The organism is Clostridium sp. AN503, from assembly GCF_040719375.1.
In the GTDB taxonomy this organism is placed as follows: Bacteria; Bacillota; Clostridia; order Lachnospirales; family Lachnospiraceae; genus Brotaphodocola.
Genome location: NZ_JBFDTP010000002.1, coordinates 712,212 through 734,395 on the forward strand (window position 1 = coordinate 712,212; position 22,184 = coordinate 734,395).

The following is a 22,184-nucleotide window of genomic DNA, read 5'->3' on the forward strand; positions in this document are numbered from 1 at the left end:
TAAAGACAAGAGAAAACACAGCAAAAGAGGAGTTTTTGAACTATGAAAACATCGGAGTTGATGAAGCGGTTTGCTCCATATTATAAAAGATACTGGAAGACTATGGTATTTGATCTGTTCTGCGCGTCGCTGACCACCATCTGCGAACTGCTGCTGCCCATGATCCTGAGGTATATCACCAATCAGGGGATCCAGGATTTGACGTCGATCACCGTGGGTATGATCCTGCGGATCGGCGGGGTGTATTTCCTGCTGCGGATTGTGGATGGGCTGGCGGCGTTTTATATGGCGTACACCGGACATGTGATGGGCGCCAGGATCGAGACGGATATGAGGCAGGATGCGTTTGAGCACCTGCAGAAGCTGTCTGACAGCTATTTTAACAACACGAAGGTCGGGCAGATCATGGCCCGGATCACCAGTGACCTGTTTGACGTGACGGAGTTTGCCCATCACTGCCCGGAGGAGTTTTTTATCGCGGGCATCAAGACGCTGATCTCCTTTATGGTGCTGGCAGGCATCAACCTGCCGCTGACCGTGCTGATCTTTGTGTTCATCCCCATTATGGTTGTGTCCTGCACCTATTTCAATCTGAGGGTGAAGCAGGCATTTAAAAAGCAGCGTTACCAGATCGGCGAGCTGAACGCCAAGATCGAGGATAACCTGCTGGGCAACCGGGTTGTGCGGGCATTTGCCAATCAGGATATTGAGATTGAGAAATTCCGTGAGGACAATCAGGCATTTCTGGATATCAAACGGGAAACCTACAAATATATGGCGGCGTTCCAGGACACCATACGCATGTTTGACGGACTGATGTATACGGTGGTGATCCTGGCCGGCGGCATTTTTATGGTAAAGGGTATTATTGATCCGGGCGATCTGGTGGCGTACACGATGTATGTGACAACGCTTCTCGCCACGATCCGCAGGATCATTGAATTTGCAGAGCAGTTCCAGCGTGGTATGACCGGGATCGAGCGGTTTGTGGAGATCATGGATTCTACGGTGGAGATCCTGGATGAGCCGGGAGCGGAGCCGATGGACAAGGTGCGGGGCGGCATCCAGTTTGAGAAAGTCAGCTTCGAGTATCCGGACGACCACAATCCGGTGCTGGATGAGATCAGCCTGGATATCCGTCCCGGGGAAAAGATCGCGCTGGTCGGCCCGTCCGGCGGAGGAAAGACCACACTGTGCAATCTGATCCCGCGGTTCTATGACACGACCCGGGGAAAGATCCTGATCGACGGCAGGGAGTTAAAAGGGATCACGCTCCAGAGCCTGCGTTCCAATATCGGTATCGTGCAGCAGGACGTTTATCTGTTCTCCGGCACGGTCTATGACAATATCGCTTATGGAAGGCCTGAGGCTTCCCGCGAGGAAGTGATGGAGGCGGCAAGGATGGCGGGCGCCCATGAATTCATATCGGAGATGAAGGACGGATATGACACTTATGTGGGAGAGCGCGGCGTAAAGCTGTCCGGCGGGCAGAAGCAGCGCATCAGCATTGCGCGGGTATTTTTAAAGAATCCTCCGATCCTGATCCTGGATGAGGCGACCTCGGCCCTGGACAATGAGAGCGAGCATATCGTTTCCCAGTCCCTGGAGCGTCTGGCTGAGGGCAGGACCACGGTGACGATCGCGCACCGGCTGACTACCATACAGAACGCGGACAGGATCCTGGTGCTGTCGGATGGCCGGATTGCAGAGGAAGGCAGCCACAAAAAGCTGTTGGAGGAAAAAGGGATCTATTATCAACTATATATGTCAGTGCAGGATAAGCCGGAGGGCGGACTGCCGGAAGGAGTAACCATATGAGAGTAGCGGTAGTGACGGACAGCAATAGCGGGATCACCCAGGCGGAGGCAATAGAGCTGGGGCTGAATGTGATTCCCATGCCATTTATGATAGACGGACAGACTTATGAGGAGGGAGTGAGCCTGACCCATGAGGAGTTCTATGAAAGGCAGGCGGAGGATGCGGATATCTCCACTTCCCAGCCGTCCCCGGAAACGGTCATGAAGCTGTGGGATGATCTTTTAAAGGAGTATGACCAGATCGTGCATATCCCCATGTCCAGCGCTTTGAGCGGCTCCTGCCAGACTGCGCTGATGCTGGCTGAGGACTATGAGGGAAAGGTATTTGTAGTGAATAACCAGCGGATCTCCGTGACCCAGCGCCAGTCCGCGTTAGACGCCATGGAGCTGGCGGCGGCAGGCTTTACGGGAGAGCAGATCCGGGAAGTGCTGGAGCGGACGAAACTGGATTCCAGCATCTATGTCACGGTGGACACACTGAAATATTTAAAGAAGGGCGGGCGTATCACACCGGCAGCGGCGGCTCTGGGAACCTTGCTCAAGATCAAACCGGTGCTCCAGATCCAGGGTGAGAAGCTGGATTCCTTTTCCAAAGCCAGGACCATGAAGCAGGCGAAGAGCACCATGCTCTCCGCTGTGATCCATGATCTGGAGACCCGGTTTCATGACCCGGATGCAGAGTACACCTGGCTGGAGGTTGCCCATAGCTGCAATCAGGAGGCGGCGGAGGAGTTCGCCCGGGAGATCGCGGAGCAGTTCCCTAAGAATATTGGGATCCACGTTGCTCCTCTGTCTTTGAGCATTGCCTGCCATATCGGGCCGGGTGCGCTGGCTATGGCCTGTACAAAGAGGCTGGATGTAAAAGCGGAGCAGAAGGCTTATGAAGCATGAGACAAACGGCTTAAGGTTCCCGTGGAAGCAGAAATTCACCATCAGCTTAAAGGTGCCGATTGTGGTTCTTTTAGTGGTGTTCGGCCTGATCCCCATGATCCTCAGCACCCAGACCATACTCACCTCCATGAAGCAGAATCAGATTGACGCCAGGATGATCGAGGTCCAGAACCAGTGCCAGATCTTAAGCAGCAAGATGACCCGTACCGGGTATCTGGACGGGGAGGAAAAGGGGGATCTGTCCAGTGAGATCGAGACCATGGCGGATGTCTATAACGGGCGGATCGTGGTGGTCAACCGGGACTTCAGGGTGGTCCAGGATACCTTCCACATTGCGGAGAACCGGATCCATATTGCGGAGGAGGTCATCCGCTGTTTTCAGGGAGAGAACAGCAGCAGATATAATAAAGACAAGCATTTCTTCGCTCAGGCGATACCGATCTACGACAGGACGGAAGCGAAAGGCATCGACGGCGTGCTGATCATCACTGCGTCGACAGAGACCATTCTGGGTCTTGCGGATACGGTGGGAGATAAGGCGCTGTTGTTTGAGATCATCGTGTTTCTGATCCTGGTGATCGCGGCCTTTCTGGCGGCGGTTTTGATTGTGCGTCCTTTTAAAGAATTCCAGACCAAGTTAAACCATGTGGCTCAGGGCGCGCTGGATACAGATATCAGTGCGGATACATACCGGGAGACCCGTTCTATCTCCCGGGCGGTCTCCCAGACCATGTCCAAGCTAAAAGAGGTAGACCAGTCCCGCCAGGAATTTGTATCGAACGTGTCCCATGAGCTGAAGACTCCGATCACTTCCATCCGGGTGCTGGCGGATTCCCTGATGGGTATGGGAGAGGTGCCGGTGGAGCTGTACCGGGAGTTTATGGAGGACATTTCGGATGAGATCGACCGGGAGAGCAAGATCATTGATGATCTTTTATCCCTGGTCAAGATGGATAAGTCTGAGGCAGAGCTCAACATCGCCCAGGTGAATGTGAACAGTCTGGTGGAGCAGGTATTAAAACGTCTGCGGCCCATTGCCAACAAGCGGAAGGTGGAGCTGATCTTCGAGAGTATCCGGGAGGTGGCGGCTGATGTGGATGAGATGAAGCTGTCCCTGGCCGTAACGAACCTTGTAGAGAATGCCATCAAGTACAATATGGAGGAGGGCTGGGTCCGGGTAACCCTGGATGCAGACCACAAATTCTTCTATCTAAAGGTGGCGGATTCCGGCATCGGGATTCCGGAGGAGCTGCAGGACCGCATTTTTGATCGGTTCTTCCGGGTAGATAAGGCGCGTTCACGGGAGACCGGAGGCAGCGGCCTGGGGCTTGCGATCACGAGAAATGTGGTGCTGATGCACAAGGGAGCCATTAAACTGAGCAGCAGGGAAGGCGAGGGCAGCACGTTTACCCTCAGGATCCCGTTGAACTATATTGCATAGCAGGAGGCATATGATGAGACGATTATGGAAATGGTCGGTCCTTCTTGCGGCGCTTCTGCTGGCTATGGGGCTGGCCGGGTGCGGGAAGAAAGAGATCCCTCCCCAGGAAGGGGAGAAGATATATCAGGTATACTATTTAAATCCTGCCATGACGAAGCTGGTGGCGCGGGAGTACCGGACAAAAACGACGGATCAGGAGCTTTTGATCCAGGAATTGATGGACAGTATCATGAATGTCCCTGCGGACTTAGATGTGCAGGGGGCGTTGTCTGAAAAGGTGGTGTATCAGGGCTGCCGGCCGGAGGATATGGTGCTGTACCTGTTTTTTGACAACAACTATACCAGCATGAAGCCGTATCGGGAGATCCTGTGCAGAGCGGCCCTGACCAGGACGCTGACCCAGGTGGATGGGATTGATTATATCAATATCTACTCGGGGGACCAGCCGCTTTTAGATACCAGCGGGATGCCGGTGGGAATGCTGTCGGCGACAGATTTTGTGGACAGCCTTTCGGATGTAAACGCTTATGAGCGGACAGAGCTGACTCTGTATTTTACTGATGAGACGGGGGAGAAGCTCTTTCCTGAAAAACGTGAAGTCATCCACAATGTAAACACTTCCGTGGAGAAGGTTATTTTAGAGGAGCTTATCAGCGGTCCGGAGCGCCCGGAATTAAGTCCGACCCTGGATCCTGGGACCAGGCTTTTAAACGTATCAGTCAATGAAAATGTGTGCTATTTAAATTTTGACACATCCTTTATCAACAATCCGCTGGAGGTGCGGGATTATATCCCTATTTACTCTATTGTGAATTCCTTATCGGAGCTGTCCTCGGTCAACCGGGTACAGTTCACAGTGAATGGGGTGCAGGATGTGAAGTTCCGGGATTCGATCTCTTTAAACACTCTGTTTGAGCGGAATCTGGATCATATAGGAGGGAATGACAATTAAAAGACCACTGCTGTTACTGACAGGAGGATTCGTACTTGGAGAGGTATTGATCCTGCAGAAAAGCGTGGTGATGGAACTGTTGACGGCGGCAGCGCTGGCGGCGGTCTGCTGTGTTCTGGTCAGGTCCGCTGCGGCGGCATGGACGGGAAGACGGCAGGTATTTCTATTGCAACAGAATCGTTTACAGCGGAAACGCTGGAAGGGCAGGAGCTTGTGGTTGTGGCTTCTGCCCCTTTTTATATGCGCCGGTGCGCTGAGGGCGCAGTATGTGAGGGGACAATGTGAAAAAGAGATCCTTATGGATCTGGGCGATAAGACGGTGGAAATCTGCGGGAAAGTGTCAGAGGCGTCTGAAAAGGGGGAGTGGGTCGTCCTGACCCTGGAGAATGGAGAGGTGAGGACTGTTCCTGGCGGGGAGCCAAACGGGATGCTGGACCGCATTTTAGTGTACGTGGAGGCGGCGGACGTGGAGGAAAGCTCTTATCCCTGTATCGGAAGCCAGGTCAGGGTGCGGGGGGAATGCTCGGAGTTTGAGCCATCCCACAACCCGGGGGAGTTTGATTACCGGATGTATTACCGCTCCTTGAAGCTGAATTACCGGATGTTTGCATTCACATTTGAGCTTATGGACGGGGATTTTGGAGGGCTTTGGGACAGATACCGGGATGGGCTGCGCAGGTTCTCACTGTGGGCGTCCAAACGTTTGGAGATTCTTGTGGGTGAGGAGGATGCCGGGGTATTCCGGGCGGTGCTTTTGGGAGACAAGTCCGGTCTTTCAGAAAATATCCGGGACATGTATCAGAAAAATGGGATCGCCCATCTGCTGGCGGTCAGCGGCCTGCACCTGTCTTTGGTCAGTATGGCTGCTTACGGGCTGTGCCGCAGGCTGGGGGCCAGGTATGGAACGGCGGGCATAGCGGGCGGCTTCGTGCTATTGAGCTTTGCGCTTATGACAGGGGCATCCCCTTCGGTTGTGCGGGCGCTGATCATGGCGCTCTGCGGCTTTCTGGCGGCATATCTGGGCAGGACCTATGATCTGATGTCCGCGCTCGCTCTGTCTGCTCTGTGGCTTCTTTGGGACAGTCCCTATCTGCTGTTTCAGGCGGGGGTGCAGCTTTCCTTTGGTGCGGTCACCGGCATCGGCTGGCTGGCGGTCTGTCTGCAGAAAATATGCAGGAGCGGGAAGAGGACGGAGCAGGCGTTTTTACTCAGCGTCAGTATGCAGCTTGCGACATTGCCCCTGATCCTGTTCCATTTCTTCCAGTATCCGCTGTACGGTATCTTTTTGAATCTTCTGGTAGTCCCTCTGATGGGGATCGTGCTGGCTTCCGGCGCGGCAGGGATCGCGCTGGGGATTCTGAGCCTGTCAGCTGGCAGATTTGCAGCTGGGAGCGGGTGTGTGGTGCTGGGCTGGTATGAATGGTGCTGCAGCATATTTGAGAGGTTTCCGGGGAGCAGTGTGGTGTTGGGAAGGCCGGAGCTTTGGCAGATTGGGGCGTATTATGGGATATTGGCGTCTGCGGTGTGGATGGCAGGGAGAAGCAGTGCTGTGTTCGGCGGAGAGGCGGGGAACCGTGTTAAGTGCGGCGCTGAGATAGGAATCGGAGACGGTGGAGGAAGTGGAGAAAGTGCGGGCAGTGCAGAGAGCGGATGCGAGGCAGGGGGTGGAGCTGCCACAGGGGCTTTTTGTGTCGTGGTTTTACTTGTCGTGGTGCTGCTCCCGCTTCCAGTACGTGGTCTGGAAGTGACATTTCTGGATGTTTCACAGGGGGACGGTATCTGCCTGCGGACCGGCTGGTCGGCAAAGACTTTGGGAGACGGTCAGGCGCTTCCCGGACTGGCAGGGATGCGGCCGGCGGTGATTATGGTGGACGGCGGCAGCACGGACGAGAAAAATCTTGGAGAAGCCAGGCTGGAGCCGTTTTTAAAGAGCCGTGGAATCCGGACGGTGGATTACTGGATGGTGAGCCATGGAGATCAGGATCATATAAGCGGACTGGTATGGATGATGGAGGAATCCGGTGATATTGCGGTCCGGAATCTGGTCCTGCCTGCCGCTGGATATGGAGATAAAGTATATGACCGGCTCGCAGCGCTGGCAGAGAGACGGGGCGCTGCGGTGTCGTGGATGGAGCAGGATGACAGCTTTTCACTCGGACAGCTTAAAGTCACCTGCATTTATCCGGAGGAAACGAAGGAAGCTCCGCTGCCGGGATCGGTTGACCGGAATGAGCATTCTCTTGTGCTGCGTACGGATTATGGCGGCTTTCACATGCTTTTGACCGGCGATATGAGCGGGGACGGAGAAAAAAGGCTGATGCAGAAGTTAAAGGCCGGGACAGTGGGGGATATCCAGGTGTTGAAGGTTGCCCATCATGGTTCGAGATTTTCCAGTACGGAAGAGTGGCTGGCAGAGATACGGCCGGTATGGGCGGAGGTTTCCTATGGGGAAGACAACCGGTATGGTCATCCGCATAGAGAGACTATGGAACGGTTTGAAGAGCAGGATATTACGGTGTTCCAAACGGCGGAAAGCGGTGCTGTGATCCTGCGGACAGACGGGGAGGAGATAGCTTGGCAAGTCTGGATTCCGAAACGCTGACCGGTGTGAAAAAGAACCGAAAAGAAACCGGAAGAGAAGACGAAAAAAAGAGAAATAAGAAATCCGCATATAAACTTGCGAACCTTATGGTAGAATGGTATAATTTTTTAGTACCAAAACAGGCATCAAAACACTTCATAGAAAAAGAAAGGCAAAGGAACAGACCTGACATGAGACTGGAATATTTAGAGTATTTTGCCAGAGTAGCCCAATATAAGTCCATAAACAAGGCCGCTAAGGAGTTGTTTATCACCCAGCCGGCCCTGACCTCGGCGCTTCAGTCTCTGGAGGAGGAACTGGGCTTCAAGCTGTTTTCCAGGTCCTATCACGGTGTTTTATTGACCCCTAACGGCCAGAAAGTGCTTGAGGATGCGAAAAAGATCCTGTCCATATGCGGAAAATGGAAGGAACTGGCTAGTGCTCCGAACGGTATGTTCGGTCAGGTACATATCGTGGCCAACCCCGCGGCTTACAGTGGGATGGTCATGCCGATCGTCCTGGATTTACAGACCGCATACCCGGAGATCGATATATTTCCCTATGAGGCCAAAAATCAGAACATCCCGGACTATTTGCTCAACAACACGGCCTCTATTGGAATTTTGTCCGTGCTGGCGGAAGAGGAAAAAGGGCTTTTAAAGCTGGCGAAAAGAAACAACTGGCAGTGTGAGAAGCTGTATGAGGATCACTGCTGTGTATTTATCAGCACCCAAAATCCTTTGGCGCAGCGGGATTATCTGCTGTTAAAGGACTTATCCTCCCTGGTCTTAGCCATGTATCCGGAGCAGGATGACACCATAGCGTCCCCGGTGTTCAGCAAATACTTTGCCAAGGAGCAGTATTTCAGGCTCAGCAATCTGGGACTGATCATGCAGATGATCACAGAGGACCGGGCCGCCGGAGTATTCCCGAACCTGATGATGTCCAATTATAAATGTGTCATGGACGAGGCGGTAAAGGCAATGCCGGTCTGCGATTTTGTCCAGCCCCTGACCTACTATGTCATCTGTCACAAGCAGGAGCTTTTATCAGAAGCCTGTGAGAAAACCATGGAGCTGGTTAAGGAATACTGCCGATCGATCACCAGCCAGCTGAAAGAGAATAAAAATGCCGTATGTGCCTGCCAAAACGTCTCTTTAAAGACGAATAACGGAAAAGAAGCATAAAAAACGCCCGTGGTTTCTTCCTGTATGAAACCACGGGCATGATTTTATGCTTCTACCTTTGCGATGGCGGCGCAGTCCTCTTCATCATAAGGAGCAGCGTTTTTATACAATTCATAAGCACGTCTGGAGAGCGGAAGGGGCAGATCTCCCGCCATGTCCAGGGCAATGGCCATATCCTTGCGGAGCAGCTTTAAAGCAAAGGTGGGTTCAAAATCTTCCTTTACCATCTTCATGAAATTCCTGGTAAACTGGGTGGAGCCTCCGGCCCCGTCGCTCATGACCTCCATAAACAGGTCGTAATCTAAGTCTCTGGTTTTGGAGAGACGGCAGATCTCCCCTACGGCGGCAAGGGTGACAGCGCCCAACAGATTGCCGGCTGCCTTTACCCATTTCCCGTTGCCCACCGGGCCCAGATTATAGATCTTTTTTCCCATGGCCTCTAATACCGGGCGCACTGCTTCAAACGCTTCCGGATCTCCCGTACCCATGATGGTCAGGGTGCCACTTACCGCGCCGATCTTTGCCCCTGTCACCGGAGCGTCAATGACCTTTACGCCTTTCTCTTCATACGCCTTCTGAACTTCAATGACCGTTTCGGGAGCGCAGGACGTCATTTCAATGATGATGGAACGATCGGGGATGGCGTTTCGGATTTCCGGGTTTAAGTAGATCTCCTTTACCGCCGCGTCAGCCGGAACGATGCTGATGATCACATCCGCATCCCTCACCATGTCTGCCTGGGTATCCACAAGGACGGCCCCCAGTTTCTGCAGCTCCTCAGGCGCCTCTCTAAGCCCCTGGAAGACGGATACCTTTACATTGTAGCCTGCCTTTAACAGATTTTTAGCCATTGGAAGGCCCATATTTCCCAGTCCAAAAAATGCAATATTTTTCATAACAGTTCCTTTCTCTGATCTTAGATCAGGCTTCTCCCAACACCTTCAGCCCGTTTTTCCACATCACATGCTCTCTGGCGTCCTCTGTAAAGGGCAGCTCCTCATAGAGCTTCATGGCTGTCTTATAATGGACAAAGGGGTGGGCGCTGGCAAAGAGGATTTTATCCCTTAAAATGGTATTGGCGGCCTCGATGTAATAGTTCCCCATGGGATGGGTCTCGCATTCGGAGATGTCTACATAGACATTTGAGTTGCGGAAGGCCACTCCGATCATTTCATTGACCCATGGATACCCGCCGTGGCTCATGATGATGCGAAGCTCCGGGAAATCCCTGGCAACCATGTCCACATAGATGGGGTTGGAGGAATCTGCGGTTACACGGGGGGATTTGGGGCTTAAGCCAGAGGTGATCACAACCGGGACCTGAAGCTCACAGCACTTTGCATAAATGGGATAATATCTTGGGTCGTTGGCTGGTATCTGAGCGTACAAGGGGTCGATGGCGGCGCCCCGAAAGCCCTGGTTTTCCACTAAGTCACGCAGCATATATACGGCCTCCATGCCTTTGTGGGGGTCAACTCCGGCAAAACCTGTAAAAAGGTCCGGATATTTCTGGATAAAGGGAAGGATCTCCTGGTGGTTCGGTTTGAAGTCATAAGTGGTCTCGGCATCCCGGCCCACAATGACTGCTTTTATGATCCCCTCCTGTCTGATCTCCTCTGCGATCTCATCAAGACTGCGGGCTGAGTTTACGAAGGCGTCAAAATCCAAACCGGCTTCCGTCAGTCCCTTTCTGAAGATGGGGCTTTTAGCCAACCCCTCCATGGTTTCTCTTGTATGGGGGCGGAAACGAAAATCAACTGTTTTCATTGTGAATTCCTCCTGTATCATATGATACCAGACGTTTCAATTCCTCGAAATGCTGGTCGTCCATGTCCTTTTGGGACATTTCATAGGTCCGGCCTATGGTCTCGTATTTTGAGACGCCGAACCGGTGGTATTTTAACAGCTCATAGCTGGCGTTGGGAAAACAGCTGACCAGCTCCTTTATGGGAAGCAGGTCAGAGGCCGTGTCGTTGACGCCTGGAATCACCGGAGTCCTGGCCTGCACCGGCTTATCCGGGAATTCCATACAGAGCCGTCTGAAGTTTTCCAGTATGACCTGATTGTCCACGCCGGTGTATTTGAGATGCCTGGTTTCATCCCACAGCTTTAGATCATACAGGACATAGTCTGTCAGGCTGAAGATCTCTTTTGCGGTTTCCCATGCTGCATAGCCCGTGGTTTCGATGGCGGTGTGGATATGGCGCTTTTTTGCTTCCAGTAAAAGTGCCTTTGTAAATTCCGGCTGCATCAGGGGTTCGCCCCCGCTTACAGTCAGTCCGCCGCCGGAGCGGCTGTAAAAGGCAGCGTCCTTTTCTACCTCGTCCAACAGTTCCTTTACATCCCACATCTTCCCATAGGTGGTCAGAGCCTGGGACGGACAGGCAGCGGCGCATTTTTGGCACTGGCTGCACCGGCTGTGATTGATCACAACCGGGCCGGAACCAGGGTAGAACACCGCCTGTTTTTCACAGACCTTTTGACAGAGCAGGCACTCTGCACCGATGCAGCTGTCGGGCTTGTATCCCAGCTGGGGCAGACGGTCCTGGGATTCCGGGTTGGAGCACCAGGTGCAGTGAAGCGGACATCCCTTTAAAAACACAATGGTTCTGATACCAGGGCCATCGTGGACAGAATATCGCTGCAGGTTAAATACGCAGCCGTTCATAGAGCGTCTCCTTTCCGGGTTTTGCCTTAAACCGAGGTGTGCTGGGTGCGTTCAATGATGTCATCCTGCAGGTCGGAGGACAGGTCTGTGAAATAAGCGCTGTAGCCTGCCACTCTTACAATGAGGTTTCTATATTTCTCCGGCTCCTTTTTGGCAGCTACCAGAGTTTCACGGTTGACTACGTTGAACTGCACGAACCACAGCTTTAAATCGCACCAGGCCCGTATTAGATCGGTGAGCTTCTGGGTGCCCTCGTCGCCAACCAGGCAGGAAGGGGTAAACTTTAGGTTGATCAGGCGGGAACCTCTTTCCCGGTAGGTGCTGTTCTTGGAAAAGTAGTTGGATAAAAGTACAGCCGTGGGACCGTTTAAGTCGCTGCCGTGGGAGGCGGAAGCGCCGTCTGACAACGGAAAACCGGCTACCCGTCCGTTTGGCGTGGCGCCCACCACTTTTCCGAAGGGAACATGGGAGGTCACAGGCACCATACGGGGATCCATATGGATTCCCAGCTCTTTGCTGTGATCCCTGGTATACTGCATATAAACCCGGTCAATGTCCCTGGCGATCTCATCCACATAAGGATCGTTGTTTCCGTATTTGGGGGCGTGGATCAACTGCTGGCGGATCACCTCTCTGCCTTCAAAGTTGGCCTTTAACGCGTCGATCAGTTCCTCCATCGTTATGAGCCGGTCCTCATAAACCAGCTTTTTGATTGCGGCCAGAGAATCAGCGGCGGTGCCGTAAGCGATAATATCTAAAAATCCGATATCCACTCCGCCGGGAATTTCCCTGCTGTGAAGATCCCGGCAGCTTTCCATGCATAAATTATGTAAAACAGAGTTTAAGGGACATGCAAAATGCCGGGGCCTCAAGTTGATAATGTTGTATTCCTGGATAAAGGCGTTTTTTAATAAATAAGTCAGCTGCTTTTCATAGGCATCCCAAAACTCTTCGTAGGATCTGAAGTTCCTGGGATCTCCTGTTTCCAGGCCCATAAGCTCATCCTCTGTTTTGTAGGTCCTGCCATTGTAGAGGACCATTTCCAGCACAGAAGCCAGGTTGATATAAGGGTGGGCGCCTGTAAAGGTGTCCCGGTTCGGCATACGGACCTCGGCGCAGCCGGAGGCTGCATAATCATAAGCATCCTCGAGGGGAGCGCCCTGTGCCACAAGATTTAAGATGATCTCTTCATCATTAAACAGCTTGGGATATCCGGACCCCTCCTTGATCGTAAGAGAAACCTCCTTTACAAACCGCTCCGGCGAGCAGGCGTGGATCCTGGCTGCCAGATCCGGATAGTTCAGAGGGAATTCCCGTTTGGAGCGGAGGAACAGGTAGGTCAGCTCATTGGTGGCGTCCCTGCCGTCCCTTGTCTGGCCGCCGATGGTCACGGCTTCCCAGTGGGCATAGCCCTCCTGGAACGCGCCTCCGGTGGGGCTGAAGCAAAGATCGGTGAACTGCGCCATCATGACCCACAGGCATTCCAGGGTTTCCATGGCTGATTCTTCAGTCAGGATGCCGGCTTCTAAATCCGCTTTGTAGTAAGGGTATAAATACTGGTCCATGCGGCCGTTGGAGACAATGGCTCCGGTTTTCTGCTCCAGCCGGGAGAACATCTGCACAAACCACTGGGCCTGGACAGCTTCTTTAAAATTCCTGGCAGGATATTCCGGTACATGGCGGCAGCGCTCAGCAATCTCCAAAAGCTCTGCTTTTCTTACAGGATCCTTTTCGGTTTCTGCCATTTTTTCTGCCAGATCCGCATGGCGGTTGGCCCAGATCACGATGGCGTCGCACACCAGGACCATGGCCTCCAGAAATGGCTTTTTCTCCATGGTGTCCAGGACATTGAGAGGGTCTAAGCCTTCCAGCTTTTCCAGGGCTTCCTTCTTCAGTGAAGAAAAGCCCCGGCGGATGGCCTTTTCATAATCGGGCACCCATTGGATGGAGGAGCGGTAGGAGGCGGTCTCGTCCAGGATATGACGGGACTCCACAGGGTTTTTCGGGTTATAGGTCAGGTCCCGGGTGGCTTTTGGCAGGGCCTTATATAAATCATCCCAAAAAGCCTTGTCCCTCCAGTAAGGGCAGATCTCCTCCACAATGACGCGCATCTCCTCATCGCTTAGATCAAATCCGGATTCCACACGGTTTGCTAAGTCATGGATCACCACATCCATCATGTTCCCGTCCAGTTCCGGATAGATGAGTCCATAACGTCCGGGTTTTCCGCCCCGTCCCACGATCAGGGTGTCCTCATCGATGTAAACCGTGATATTCATGGCAATGTGTTTCAGCGCCTTTGCCCAGCGCAGCGTCATAAGCTGGCCTTCGGTTTCCTTCATGGATTCTGTGAAATATTTTCCGCGTTCAATGTCAATCTGGGGTTTTGTTCCGGCAAAACGGTCCAGTATCCGGTAGACCCTCTCTCTCCCGGCGCGGTTATCGGTGCTTCCCGCCTGCTCCTTTAAAATATGCTGCTCGTGAGGCGAATAAATAGTACAACAATCTGACATGATCAAAACTCCTTTCTGTTGTTATAGCGTTGTTTTTGTTTCTTTTGTTTTATCAGCCCATGAGACCCAGCATGGACCAGTAGGGGCAGGCGATCAAAAGGATCCAGACGGCGGTCAGGAGAAGCTTTACCCCAAATACCTTTAAAAAGCATTCCATCTTTGTGTTGCCGAAGGCAAAAGCGGCGGCAATGATCACGGCCTCATAGGGCAGAAGCACGCTGTAGCAGCCGCGGCTGAAGGCATACAGCATGGGAAGTGGACTCATGCCCATATCCAGCGCGATCTGGGACAGAGGAACCGAGAACGCGGCCATCAGGGCCATGGGCGTCATGACAAAGTTGAAAACAGCAACAAAGAAGAAGGTAAAAAGTACAAAGAAAGTGTTGCTGCGTCCCACTAAGAGAGGCATAGCCGCATCTGAGATCATCTGGGCCACTCCAACCTGGGCCGCCACGCCGCCGATACTCATACAGCCTACCACGAACATGATCATGGGGAAGTTCACACCCTTGATATCTTCTTTTTCACCCACCTGTAAGCCCGGCATAAAGAGCGCCAGAGGAGCAAAGAGAAAGCCCCACATCATATCCAGCTTGTGCCACTGAGCGGTAAATAAGTAGAGCACAAATACGATCAGTACGGCAATGACCCGTTTTTCCTGTTTTGTTAATTGCCCCAGCTCTTTTTGACGTTCCATAAAATAAGCTTTTCCGTTGATCGCCGTCTCCGGTTTACAGAGCTTGGTGATCATAAAGCCCATAAGAAACGGAAATGGAACGAATACCAGACAGTGTTTAAAATAAGTAAAGTAATCCATAGTCATGGGGGTTGCGGCACTTGCAATGCCGATGAGCACACCCAGGTCCGGAGGACAGAACACAAAGGTCCACGCCTCAATAAAACCAACGATGGCTGCCAGCATGATGCCCGAGGAAGCCCGGCTCTTTCCCAGGTTTAAGGCCTCGCAGATCCCATACGCCAGAACACAGACCGCCATGCTGGTGAAAACGCCGGGAACCACGATGTTGATAATAATCCCAAGGATGATCAGGCCGTAGATGATGCCGTTGTAAGTTCCCCCTGTTTTGATCATGCAGAAGCAGGCGATCCGTTCGATGATCCTGGTCCTGTTCTGAATGATGTTGATCAGCAGCAGGCAGCCGTAAACCATCCAGGGGATATTCTGGGTAAAGGGCTTGAACACCACGTCCATGGTGGACAGTCCTGACAGAATGTAAAAGCTCATCATCAGCAGCGAACCGATGGCATAATCAAAAGGCTCCAAAACAAACGTGAGGATTCCGAACACCGTGATGACGAAGAACAATTTGATCGGATGGGTGAATACTTCCCCTGTGGGAAGCAGGTAGATCAAAATAGGCACTCCGATTATGGCAAGCCATTTGATCCATGTTTTTGTATCAGTTTTGCTGAAACCAGTATTTGTACTCATGATGTAACCCTCCTTAGTGTAAAAATCCGTAAAGCAGCTCCTTTTCTTATAAGCCCTATAATAAAGAGATATAAGCCTACAGACGGTTTAATATATCACGAACCCCTTCTTCTGTGACGGGGCGTGGATTGGTAAGGCAGCTTGGTTCGTCCAGGATGGCGGGAACCAGGGTGTCGAAGTCTTTTTCTGTGACGCCGCAGTCAGAAAGCTTCGGAATATGGATCGAAGCAGCCAGGTCTTTTAAAGCATCTACCACATCTTTTGCAGTTAAATCAGTATTGGAAAGTCCCATGGCTCTTCCCATATCCACCACTCTGTGGGGAATTACCGCCGCGTTGTATTCCACCGCATAAGGCAGGGCAATGGCATTGCCGTCTCCATGGGCAACCCCGAAATAAGCTCCTAAGGGATGGGCGATGGCGTGGGCAATACCCAGGATCGCGCTGTTAAAGGCAAAGCCGGCCAGGGTGCTCCCAAGCATCAGATCAGACCGCGCTCCGGCATTTCCAGGTTCCCTGACACAGACTGGAAGGCTTTTGTAGATCAGCTCGATGGCTTTCAAGGCATTCATATCCGTGGCAGGAGAGGCCAGGGTTGACATATAGGCTTCCATGGCGTGGGTGAGGGCGTCCATTCCGGTTGCCGCAGTTATTTTGGACGGCAGGCCCAGGGTTAGATCCGGATCAGCGATAGCCAGGCTGGCGCCTACATTCTGTCCGGCAATGACCATTTTTCTCTTCTGGACAGGGTCTGTGACTACGGATACAGAGGTGACCTCGCTTCCGGTTCCGGAGGTGGTGGGAATGGCGATCAGGGGTAGCCCCGGCTTTAGCACCCTGTCAGGCCCTTCATAATCCGTGATGCTGCCCTCATTGCTCATCAGGATATTCACAGCCTTGGCGGTATCCATGGAGCTTCCGCCTCCTACGGCTACAATGCACCCGCAGCCGCTGGCTTTCGCTCTTTCAGCCGCAGTCTCTACGACCGCCACAGTGGGATTGGGAAGCACTTCATTGAAAATCTCATAGGCAATACCTGCTGCGGTAAGCTCTGTCTCTGTTTTTGCTACGATTCCGGCCTTCTCCACACCTTGATCGCATACGATGAATACTTTACCGACATTAAATTTTGTGACTGCTTTTCCAAGCTCCTTTAAAGAACCGGCCCCGAAAATCAGTTCACACGGAATAGAATAGTGAAACATGATAAACCCCCTTCTGATGACTTTGTTTAATATTTAACGTTCCAGCCTGAGTATAGGCAATGGGAGGATAGAAGTCAATGTGGTGTTTTTTGAGGGAAAGGGCAGGGATATCAGAAAGTTCTATAAGAAAAAAAGATCGGCATGAATCATTTCCCAGTTGAATCTACTGCTCAAATTTAAAAATGCAGTCCTCCATGTTATAAGTATTTTCTATGGGGTTCCACAGCGGCATTGACAGCAGTGAAGTAAAAACAGTGGTTTTTTCACCGAAAATCCTGTATAATATGAAATTAATTAAGTACTAAAATGAGAATGACAGAGGATTGACCATGCAGACATTAAACCAGGATATCAAGGACCGCACTTTTAAGCCCATGTATTTGTTGTACGGGGAGGAAGCTTTTTTGCGGAACAGCTACAAGAATAAGCTGAGGGAAGCCATCATCGGCGATGACACGATGAACTTTGCTTATTTTGAAGGAAAGGGACTGGACGTGGACGAGCTGATCCGCCTGGCGGATACCATGCCGTTTTTTGCGGAACGCCGCCTGATCATTGTGGAGGACAGCGGTTTTTTTAAAACGGCGTCTGAGCCTCTGGTCCGTTATCTGCCTGACATGCCGGATACTACCTGCCTGCTGTTTGTGGAGTCGGAGGTGGATAAGCGCAGTAAGCTTTTTAAGAAAGTAAAGGAACTTGGTTATGCCGCGGAGATGACCCGCCAGAACGCGGCGCAGCTGTCCCGCTGGGCCGGTGGGATACTGGCAAAAGAAGGGCGGAAGATCACTTCCCGGACGATGGAGCTTTTCCTCAGCATGACAGGGGACGATATGGAGAATATCCGGATGGAACTGGAAAAGCTGATCAGCTACACCATGGGCAGGGATGTGATCACGGATGAGGATGTGAGGGCGATCTGCACGGTCCAGGTGACCAACCGGATCTTTGACATGGTTTCTGCTATCGTGACGCGCCAGACGAGAAAGGCAATGGACCTGTATGAAGATCTGCTTGCTCTAAAAGAGCCTCCCATGAGGATACTGTTTCTGATCGCCCGCCAGTTCAACCAGCTTTTACAGGTCAAGGAGCTGATGGGAAAAGGACTGGATAAGGGGACGATCGCCTCGAAGCTGAAAATGCAGCCGTTTGTTGTAGGAAAGGTGATGCCGCAGGCGAGACAGTTCTCCCGCGAGGAGATATTATCCTATGTAAATACCTGTGTGGAAGCGGAAGAAGCCGTGAAAAGCGGAAAGCTCCAGGACCGTCTTGCGGTGGAGCTTTTGATCACGAAAGAGTATTAAGATGATTATTCCTCGATCTTTTTATCAGGAGGATTGAGCGCTACTGACGGGTCGATTCCCAGTCCGGGCGATGGCTCTGAATCCAGTTTGAATTCTATGACGTCTTCGATACGACAGTTTAAGATCGTGCACAGCACATCGATCGTATGGGTGGAAACGTAAGAATTGTTCTTCAAACGGTTGAGCTGTCCGGCGCTGAAACCATAGTATTTAATTAAGCGGTATTGTGTGATGCCCTTGCGCTCCATGGTCTCCCATAGCCGGTCAAATGTTACCATAATTTTCACCTCTAAGTCTGTTAACCTGAATCTATTAAAACAATATTGTCCATTAATGTATATTATCCATAAATGGTCATCAGATACAGAAAGCGTGTAATTTTGTAAGAATAAAATGATAATAATTACTATTTTTATTTATTGACAAATACATGGTGGGATGGTAGAATTGTATTAACAAAAAAAGTAGAAAAGGAGAATACAATATGCCAAGTTTTGCTAATCCCTTTCAGGGAAACGTAGACCGTAAACTTTCCAATGCAGAGCTTTTGCAGGCGCTCCGCCTGGACATTGCAGGAGAACTGGAAGCCATTTTTCTTTATGATGCGCACTATCTTGCAACGGATGATCCGGTTGCCAAGAGCGTGCTGGCGGATATCCGGGATGAGGAGAAGGTACATATGGGAGAGCTGATCACCCTGATGCGCTATCTGGACCCGAAGGAGGCGGAGCTGTTCTTAGAAGGAGAAGGTGAAGTCAACGAGATGCTGGAGACTCTGGGGATCGTGAAGAAAGACGAGCCGTCACCGGCGCCGGCTTCCGGCCCTACAGTGGGAAGCCTTATAGAGTAGAGTGGCTGTATAGAACAGCAGAAAGGAGATATGATATGGATTATTTAGCACGGGAAGGCGCACCGATCTCTGCTGACATGTGGGAGAAGATTGATGCCGCCGTGATTGACAATGCGAAGAAACACCTGGTATGCCGCAGGTTCTTAAGCCTGTACGGACCCCTTGGCGCAGGAACCTATGCAGTAGCAGTGGACAGTGCAGACAAGGATGAGGAGTTCCAGAACGGGCTTGGACGGATCACCGGACGCCGTATGGCGGAGCTGCCGCAGCTTTATCAGGATTTTGCACTTTTGTGGAGGGATATTGAGGATTCTGAAAAGCAGGGATATCCCCTTGATTTATCCGCAGCAGCAGCGGCTGCACAGCGCAGCGCCAAGCAGGAGGACGACCTGATCCTGTTTGGCAGCAAGGAGCTGGGCGCGGAAGGGCTGTTCAATGCGTCCGGCGCGTTCAAGATCAAACGCAGCGACTGGAGCGAGGGAGAGGGTGCCTATAAGGATGTGGCACATGGCATTTCCTACCTTTCCAGCAACAGTATGCTGGGACGCTATGCACTGGTCTTAAGTCCGGAGCTGTACCTGGAACTGGAACGCCTTCAGCCGAATGTGGGCCTGCTTGAGTTGGACCGCATCGCGAAGCTGGTGGGCGGCAGAGTATACCCGGCAGGTTCTTACGGTGCAGGCAAAGCCGCCCTGGTATGCGCGGAGCCTCAGTACATGGATCTGGCTGTAGGTGCAGATCTGTCGGTCGGTTATCTGGAGCAGAAGGACTTTAACCATTATTTCCGGATCATGGAGACGGCGGCTTTGAGGATCAAGCAGCCGAAGGCGATCGTGGTGTTTGAATAATATTATGGCATGACAAAAAGCTCCGGTTCCCCACACCTGGGAACCGGAGCTTTTATCGCTTTATTTAAGTGTTATTCCAGCCTTATGATTTATGCCATTCCGTTTACTGCTTTGGACAGACGGGATACTTTTCTGGAAGAAGTATTCTTGTGATACACTCCCTTGGTCGTAGCCTTGTCAATCTCGGAAATAGCGGCAACTAAGCTAGCCTGGGCAGCAGCCTTGTCCCTGCAGCTACAGCAGCCTCTACTTTCTTGCAAGCAGTCTTCACTTTGGATCTGATTGCTTTGTTTCTAGCAGCTTTGGTCTCATTTACTAAAATTCTTTTTTTAGCAGATTTAATATTTGCCAATCTGGGCACCTCCAATTATAAATTTTATTCATAGTCTTTGGTTTGCATCAAAGTCTGGACACGGACAGTTTAATGTAAACATACTTTTGTATTCTACCCAATCCGGCATAAAATGTCAATACATATTTTGGTGTTTTTTGCGGAAAACTTTAGGTGAGGTGTTATCGTTCAGCGCGGGGGACGGTGGTGGACAGGGAGAATGCGGAGGAAGGAATGGCTGCGGGGGCGCTCTCGCTTCGTGGAGCGCATAGCGGTACTAAAGCGCCTGAAGGACGGCGCTTAAGTGCCGATGGGCTCCAAGACCCCCGCAGCCATTCCTTCCTCCGCATTCTCCCCGGCAACTTTGCTGGGCTGAACGATAACGGCTGGCGGGAGCTGGTGGTGCGGAGGCGTGAGGCGTAGCATTGTCGGATGCTGGTGGCGCGGTAACGTTTGATTGGTTTGGGCAGGTGTGAGGGATATGGATTAACACCAAATAAACAGATGGAGCGGGAAAGGATAGCGTGAGGAATTATGAGAAATGTGAATGAAAAAGGAAACGGGAAAGAGACAGTAGTGGCGCAGGGAGGGTCGGAAAACCGGGTGCGGGATTATGTGATTGAGAAGGAGAAACCGAATTTTGAGGTTAGGACTGATCTGGCGCTGGAGGAGAGGGAGAGCTTTCCGGGGGATGGGGGGGAGATCTCGGGAGTGTCGCTCCGGGAATGGCATGAGGAGGAATCCTGCGTGAAACTGACGGAGGTTAAAATCCTCGATGAACGGGGAGCGAAGGCTATGGGAAAACCTATGGGGACTTATCTGACCCTGGAGGCGGACCAGCTGGCGGAGAAGGACGAAGGGTATCATGAAGAAGTATCGGGGGAGCTGGCGAAACAGATCGTGAAGCTGATCCGGCAGTTGTCCCGCAGCGCATGCCGCGAGGAGGGGCCGGTCAGTGCGAATCCGAAAGATTTAAAGATCCTGGCGGTGGGATTGGGGAATCTTTATGTGACGCCGGACGCTCTGGGACCGAAGGTTGTCGGCAATCTTCAGGTGACGCGCCATCTGGACGGACAGTATGGCGACGGATTCCTGAAAGGGCGGAAACTTCCAACACTCAGTGCGATCGTACCGGGTGTGATGGCCCAGACCGGTATGGAGACTGCGGAGATCCTACAGGGGATCATCAGTGAGACAAAGCCGGATATGCTGATCGTCATTGATGCTCTGGCGGCGCGGAGCATCAGAAGGCTGGGAACCACGATCCAGCTGACAGATACCGGTATCCACCCTGGTTCCGGTGTGGGTAACCACCGTCACAGTCTGACCATGGACAGCCTGGGCATCCCGGTGTTGGCGATCGGCGTCCCTACGGTAGTAGGAGCCGCCGCCATCGTTCACGACACGGTCAATACCATGATCCAGACCCTGGCAAGCAGCATGTCCACCAAAGGAATGGGCGACTTCATCCAGGACATGTCCCCGGATGAACAGTACGACTTAATCCGTGAACTGCTGGAGCCGGAGTTCGGAAGCCTCTATGTGACGCCCCCGAATATAGACGAACTGATTGAACAGCTCAGCTACACGATCTCCGAAGGAATCCACATTGCGCTGTTTTGATTTTCAGTCCCAGTACATCGGGAAACCATCAAGACTTAAGCCACAGCACTCTGCAGCACCCCTTCCCCTTTAGGCCCCTTAATTCCTTAACTCAGCCTGTTTACTCAAGGACTGCTGCAAGAGGGCCGATACGATCCAGCCCAGCCCCGGGAGCGCCGCCCCACTTTCCGGTCTCAGGCCCCCATACGACTATGCAGGGTATTAGAGAATGTTAGCGCGCAGGATTTTTCGTTCTGAGGGAAAGAGCCGCTTGTCTGAGCGAAGCGAGTTGCGGTCTTTCCCGAAGGCATTTAGAAAAATTCTGCGCACTTACAGTCTCTTATGCCCGAATCTGGAGTCTGGGGGCCTGAGACCGGAAAGTGGGGCGGCGCTCCCGGGGCTGGGCGAACCCTGGGCGAACCCTGGGCGAACCCTGAACGGCATACAATAAGTGGAAAAACCTTCTGAAACAGTTGTAAACCCCATGGTTCTGTGTTATGATATCATGTGGTTTTGTGTCGAAATAACAGGAATGGAAAATACAA

The 22,184-nt window shown here is 52.1% G+C and carries 18 protein-coding genes and 1 pseudogene; 11 read left to right on the top strand and 8 right to left on the bottom strand.

Annotation, left to right across the window (positions count from 1 at the left end; translation table 11 throughout):
• The first annotated feature begins 42 nt into the window (after positions 1-42).
• The 6 genes from AB1I67_RS10515 (at position 43) to AB1I67_RS10540 (ending at position 8,869) form a co-directional block, all read left to right on the top strand.
• On the top strand, positions 43-1,818 hold the full coding sequence (locus AB1I67_RS10515; protein ID WP_367029819.1) for an ABC transporter ATP-binding protein: 1,776 nt from the start codon (positions 43-45) through the stop codon (positions 1,816-1,818).
• Entirely contained in the window at positions 1,815-2,708 is an 894-nt protein-coding gene (locus AB1I67_RS10520) for a DegV family protein (RefSeq protein WP_367029820.1), read from the top strand. The genes AB1I67_RS10515 and AB1I67_RS10520 overlap by 4 nt, the downstream gene beginning before the upstream one ends.
• Complete coding sequence (locus AB1I67_RS10525) at positions 2,698-4,149, top strand: HAMP domain-containing sensor histidine kinase (protein WP_367029821.1); 1,452 nt, start codon at positions 2,698-2,700, stop codon at positions 4,147-4,149. Before AB1I67_RS10520 ends, AB1I67_RS10525 begins: the two co-directional genes overlap by 11 nt.
• A 10-nt stretch (positions 4,150-4,159) precedes the next feature.
• A complete protein-coding gene (locus AB1I67_RS10530; protein ID WP_367029822.1) occupies positions 4,160-5,101 on the top strand; it encodes a GerMN domain-containing protein in 942 nt (313 codons plus the stop codon).
• The gene (locus AB1I67_RS10535; protein ID WP_367029823.1) at positions 5,091-7,703 is read left to right on the top strand and encodes a ComEC/Rec2 family competence protein; all 2,613 of its coding nucleotides are present in this window, start codon (positions 5,091-5,093) and stop codon (positions 7,701-7,703) included. Before AB1I67_RS10530 ends, AB1I67_RS10535 begins: the two co-directional genes overlap by 11 nt.
• A gap of 170 nt (positions 7,704-7,873) precedes the next feature.
• A complete protein-coding gene (locus AB1I67_RS10540) occupies positions 7,874-8,869 on the top strand; it encodes a LysR family transcriptional regulator (protein WP_367029824.1) in 996 nt (331 codons plus the stop codon).
• A gap of 44 nt (positions 8,870-8,913) precedes the next feature.
• Here AB1I67_RS10540 and AB1I67_RS10545 read toward each other — a convergent pair whose 3' ends face one another.
• The 6 genes from AB1I67_RS10545 to AB1I67_RS10570 form a co-directional block, all read right to left on the bottom strand.
• Complete coding sequence (locus tag AB1I67_RS10545; protein ID WP_367029825.1) at positions 8,914-9,765, bottom strand: NAD(P)-dependent oxidoreductase; 852 nt, start codon at positions 9,763-9,765, stop codon at positions 8,914-8,916.
• 25 nt (positions 9,766-9,790) lie between these two features.
• The gene (locus AB1I67_RS10550; RefSeq protein WP_367029826.1) at positions 9,791-10,636 is read right to left on the bottom strand and encodes an amidohydrolase family protein; all 846 of its coding nucleotides are present in this window, start codon (positions 10,634-10,636) and stop codon (positions 9,791-9,793) included.
• Positions 10,623-11,537 carry a glycyl-radical enzyme activating protein gene (locus tag AB1I67_RS10555; protein ID WP_367029827.1) on the bottom strand — a complete coding sequence of 305 codons (915 nt, stop codon included), beginning with the start codon at positions 11,535-11,537 and terminating at the stop codon, positions 10,623-10,625. Before AB1I67_RS10555 ends, AB1I67_RS10550 begins: the two co-directional genes overlap by 14 nt.
• A gap of 26 nt (positions 11,538-11,563) precedes the next feature.
• Positions 11,564-14,050, bottom strand: a complete 2,487-nt coding sequence (locus AB1I67_RS10560; protein ID WP_367029828.1) for a pyruvate formate lyase family protein — start codon at positions 14,048-14,050, stop codon at positions 11,564-11,566.
• A 52-nt stretch (positions 14,051-14,102) separates the two neighbouring features.
• The gene (locus AB1I67_RS10565) at positions 14,103-15,503 is read right to left on the bottom strand and encodes an anion permease (protein ID WP_367029829.1); all 1,401 of its coding nucleotides are present in this window, start codon (positions 15,501-15,503) and stop codon (positions 14,103-14,105) included.
• A 76-nt stretch (positions 15,504-15,579) separates the two neighbouring features.
• Positions 15,580-16,707: an iron-containing alcohol dehydrogenase gene (locus AB1I67_RS10570; protein WP_367029830.1), complete on the bottom strand. Its 1,128-nt coding sequence runs from the start codon at positions 16,705-16,707 to the stop codon at positions 15,580-15,582.
• A gap of 329 nt (positions 16,708-17,036) precedes the next feature.
• Between AB1I67_RS10570 and holA the strand changes: the two genes are divergently transcribed.
• Positions 17,037-18,008, top strand: a complete 972-nt coding sequence (gene holA / locus AB1I67_RS10575; RefSeq protein WP_367029831.1) for a DNA polymerase III subunit delta — start codon at positions 17,037-17,039, stop codon at positions 18,006-18,008.
• Between the two features lie 5 nt (positions 18,009-18,013).
• Here holA and AB1I67_RS10580 read toward each other — a convergent pair whose 3' ends face one another.
• On the bottom strand, positions 18,014-18,286 hold the full coding sequence (locus AB1I67_RS10580; RefSeq protein WP_367029832.1) for a helix-turn-helix transcriptional regulator: 273 nt from the start codon (positions 18,284-18,286) through the stop codon (positions 18,014-18,016).
• A gap of 206 nt (positions 18,287-18,492) precedes the next feature.
• On the opposite strand from AB1I67_RS10580, the gene AB1I67_RS10585 reads away from it, so the two are divergent.
• Positions 18,493-18,858, top strand: coding sequence for a demethoxyubiquinone hydroxylase family protein (locus AB1I67_RS10585; protein ID WP_367029833.1), 366 nt, complete (start codon positions 18,493-18,495; stop codon positions 18,856-18,858).
• A gap of 35 nt (positions 18,859-18,893) precedes the next feature.
• The gene (locus tag AB1I67_RS10590) at positions 18,894-19,706 is read left to right on the top strand and encodes a family 1 encapsulin nanocompartment shell protein (RefSeq protein WP_367029834.1); all 813 of its coding nucleotides are present in this window, start codon (positions 18,894-18,896) and stop codon (positions 19,704-19,706) included.
• A gap of 89 nt (positions 19,707-19,795) precedes the next feature.
• Here the strand turns inward: AB1I67_RS10590 and rpsT are convergent.
• Positions 19,796-20,058, bottom strand: a pseudogene (gene rpsT / locus AB1I67_RS10595) (30S ribosomal protein S20).
• A gap of 153 nt (positions 20,059-20,211) precedes the next feature.
• Here rpsT and AB1I67_RS10600 point away from each other — a divergent pair.
• Both AB1I67_RS10600 and gpr read left to right on the top strand, forming a co-directional pair.
• Complete coding sequence (locus AB1I67_RS10600; protein ID WP_367029835.1) at positions 20,212-20,460, top strand: hypothetical protein; 249 nt, start codon at positions 20,212-20,214, stop codon at positions 20,458-20,460.
• 111 nt (positions 20,461-20,571) lie between these two features.
• On the top strand, positions 20,572-21,660 hold the full coding sequence (gene gpr, locus AB1I67_RS10605; protein WP_367029836.1) for a GPR endopeptidase: 1,089 nt from the start codon (positions 20,572-20,574) through the stop codon (positions 21,658-21,660).
• The last annotated feature ends 524 nt before the right edge of the window (positions 21,661-22,184 follow it).

Excerpts from the sequence above, each read along its gene's own strand:
- AB1I67_RS10515 (WP_367029819.1), top strand. The coding sequence starts at position 43 with ATGAAAACATCGGAGTTGATGAAGCGGTTTGCTCCATATTATAAAAGA.
- AB1I67_RS10520 (WP_367029820.1), top strand. The coding sequence starts at position 1,815 with ATGAGAGTAGCGGTAGTGACGGACAGCAATAGCGGGATCACCCAGGCG.
- AB1I67_RS10525 (WP_367029821.1), top strand. The coding sequence starts at position 2,698 with ATGAAGCATGAGACAAACGGCTTAAGGTTCCCGTGGAAGCAGAAATTC.
- AB1I67_RS10530 (WP_367029822.1), top strand. The coding sequence starts at position 4,160 with ATGATGAGACGATTATGGAAATGGTCGGTCCTTCTTGCGGCGCTTCTG.
- AB1I67_RS10535 (WP_367029823.1), top strand. The coding sequence starts at position 5,091 with ATGACAATTAAAAGACCACTGCTGTTACTGACAGGAGGATTCGTACTT.
- AB1I67_RS10540 (WP_367029824.1), top strand. The coding sequence starts at position 7,874 with ATGAGACTGGAATATTTAGAGTATTTTGCCAGAGTAGCCCAATATAAG.
- AB1I67_RS10545 (WP_367029825.1), bottom strand. The coding sequence starts at position 9,765 with ATGAAAAATATTGCATTTTTTGGACTGGGAAATATGGGCCTTCCAATG.
- AB1I67_RS10550 (WP_367029826.1), bottom strand. The coding sequence starts at position 10,636 with ATGAAAACAGTTGATTTTCGTTTCCGCCCCCATACAAGAGAAACCATG.
- AB1I67_RS10555 (WP_367029827.1), bottom strand. The coding sequence starts at position 11,537 with ATGAACGGCTGCGTATTTAACCTGCAGCGATATTCTGTCCACGATGGC.
- AB1I67_RS10560 (WP_367029828.1), bottom strand. The coding sequence starts at position 14,050 with ATGTCAGATTGTTGTACTATTTATTCGCCTCACGAGCAGCATATTTTA.
- AB1I67_RS10565 (WP_367029829.1), bottom strand. The coding sequence starts at position 15,503 with ATGAGTACAAATACTGGTTTCAGCAAAACTGATACAAAAACATGGATC.
- AB1I67_RS10570 (WP_367029830.1), bottom strand. The coding sequence starts at position 16,707 with ATGTTTCACTATTCTATTCCGTGTGAACTGATTTTCGGGGCCGGTTCT.
- holA (WP_367029831.1), top strand. The coding sequence starts at position 17,037 with ATGCAGACATTAAACCAGGATATCAAGGACCGCACTTTTAAGCCCATG.
- AB1I67_RS10580 (WP_367029832.1), bottom strand. The coding sequence starts at position 18,286 with ATGGTAACATTTGACCGGCTATGGGAGACCATGGAGCGCAAGGGCATC.
- AB1I67_RS10585 (WP_367029833.1), top strand. The coding sequence starts at position 18,493 with ATGCCAAGTTTTGCTAATCCCTTTCAGGGAAACGTAGACCGTAAACTT.
- AB1I67_RS10590 (WP_367029834.1), top strand. The coding sequence starts at position 18,894 with ATGGATTATTTAGCACGGGAAGGCGCACCGATCTCTGCTGACATGTGG.
- gpr (WP_367029836.1), top strand. The coding sequence starts at position 20,572 with ATGAGAAATGTGAATGAAAAAGGAAACGGGAAAGAGACAGTAGTGGCG.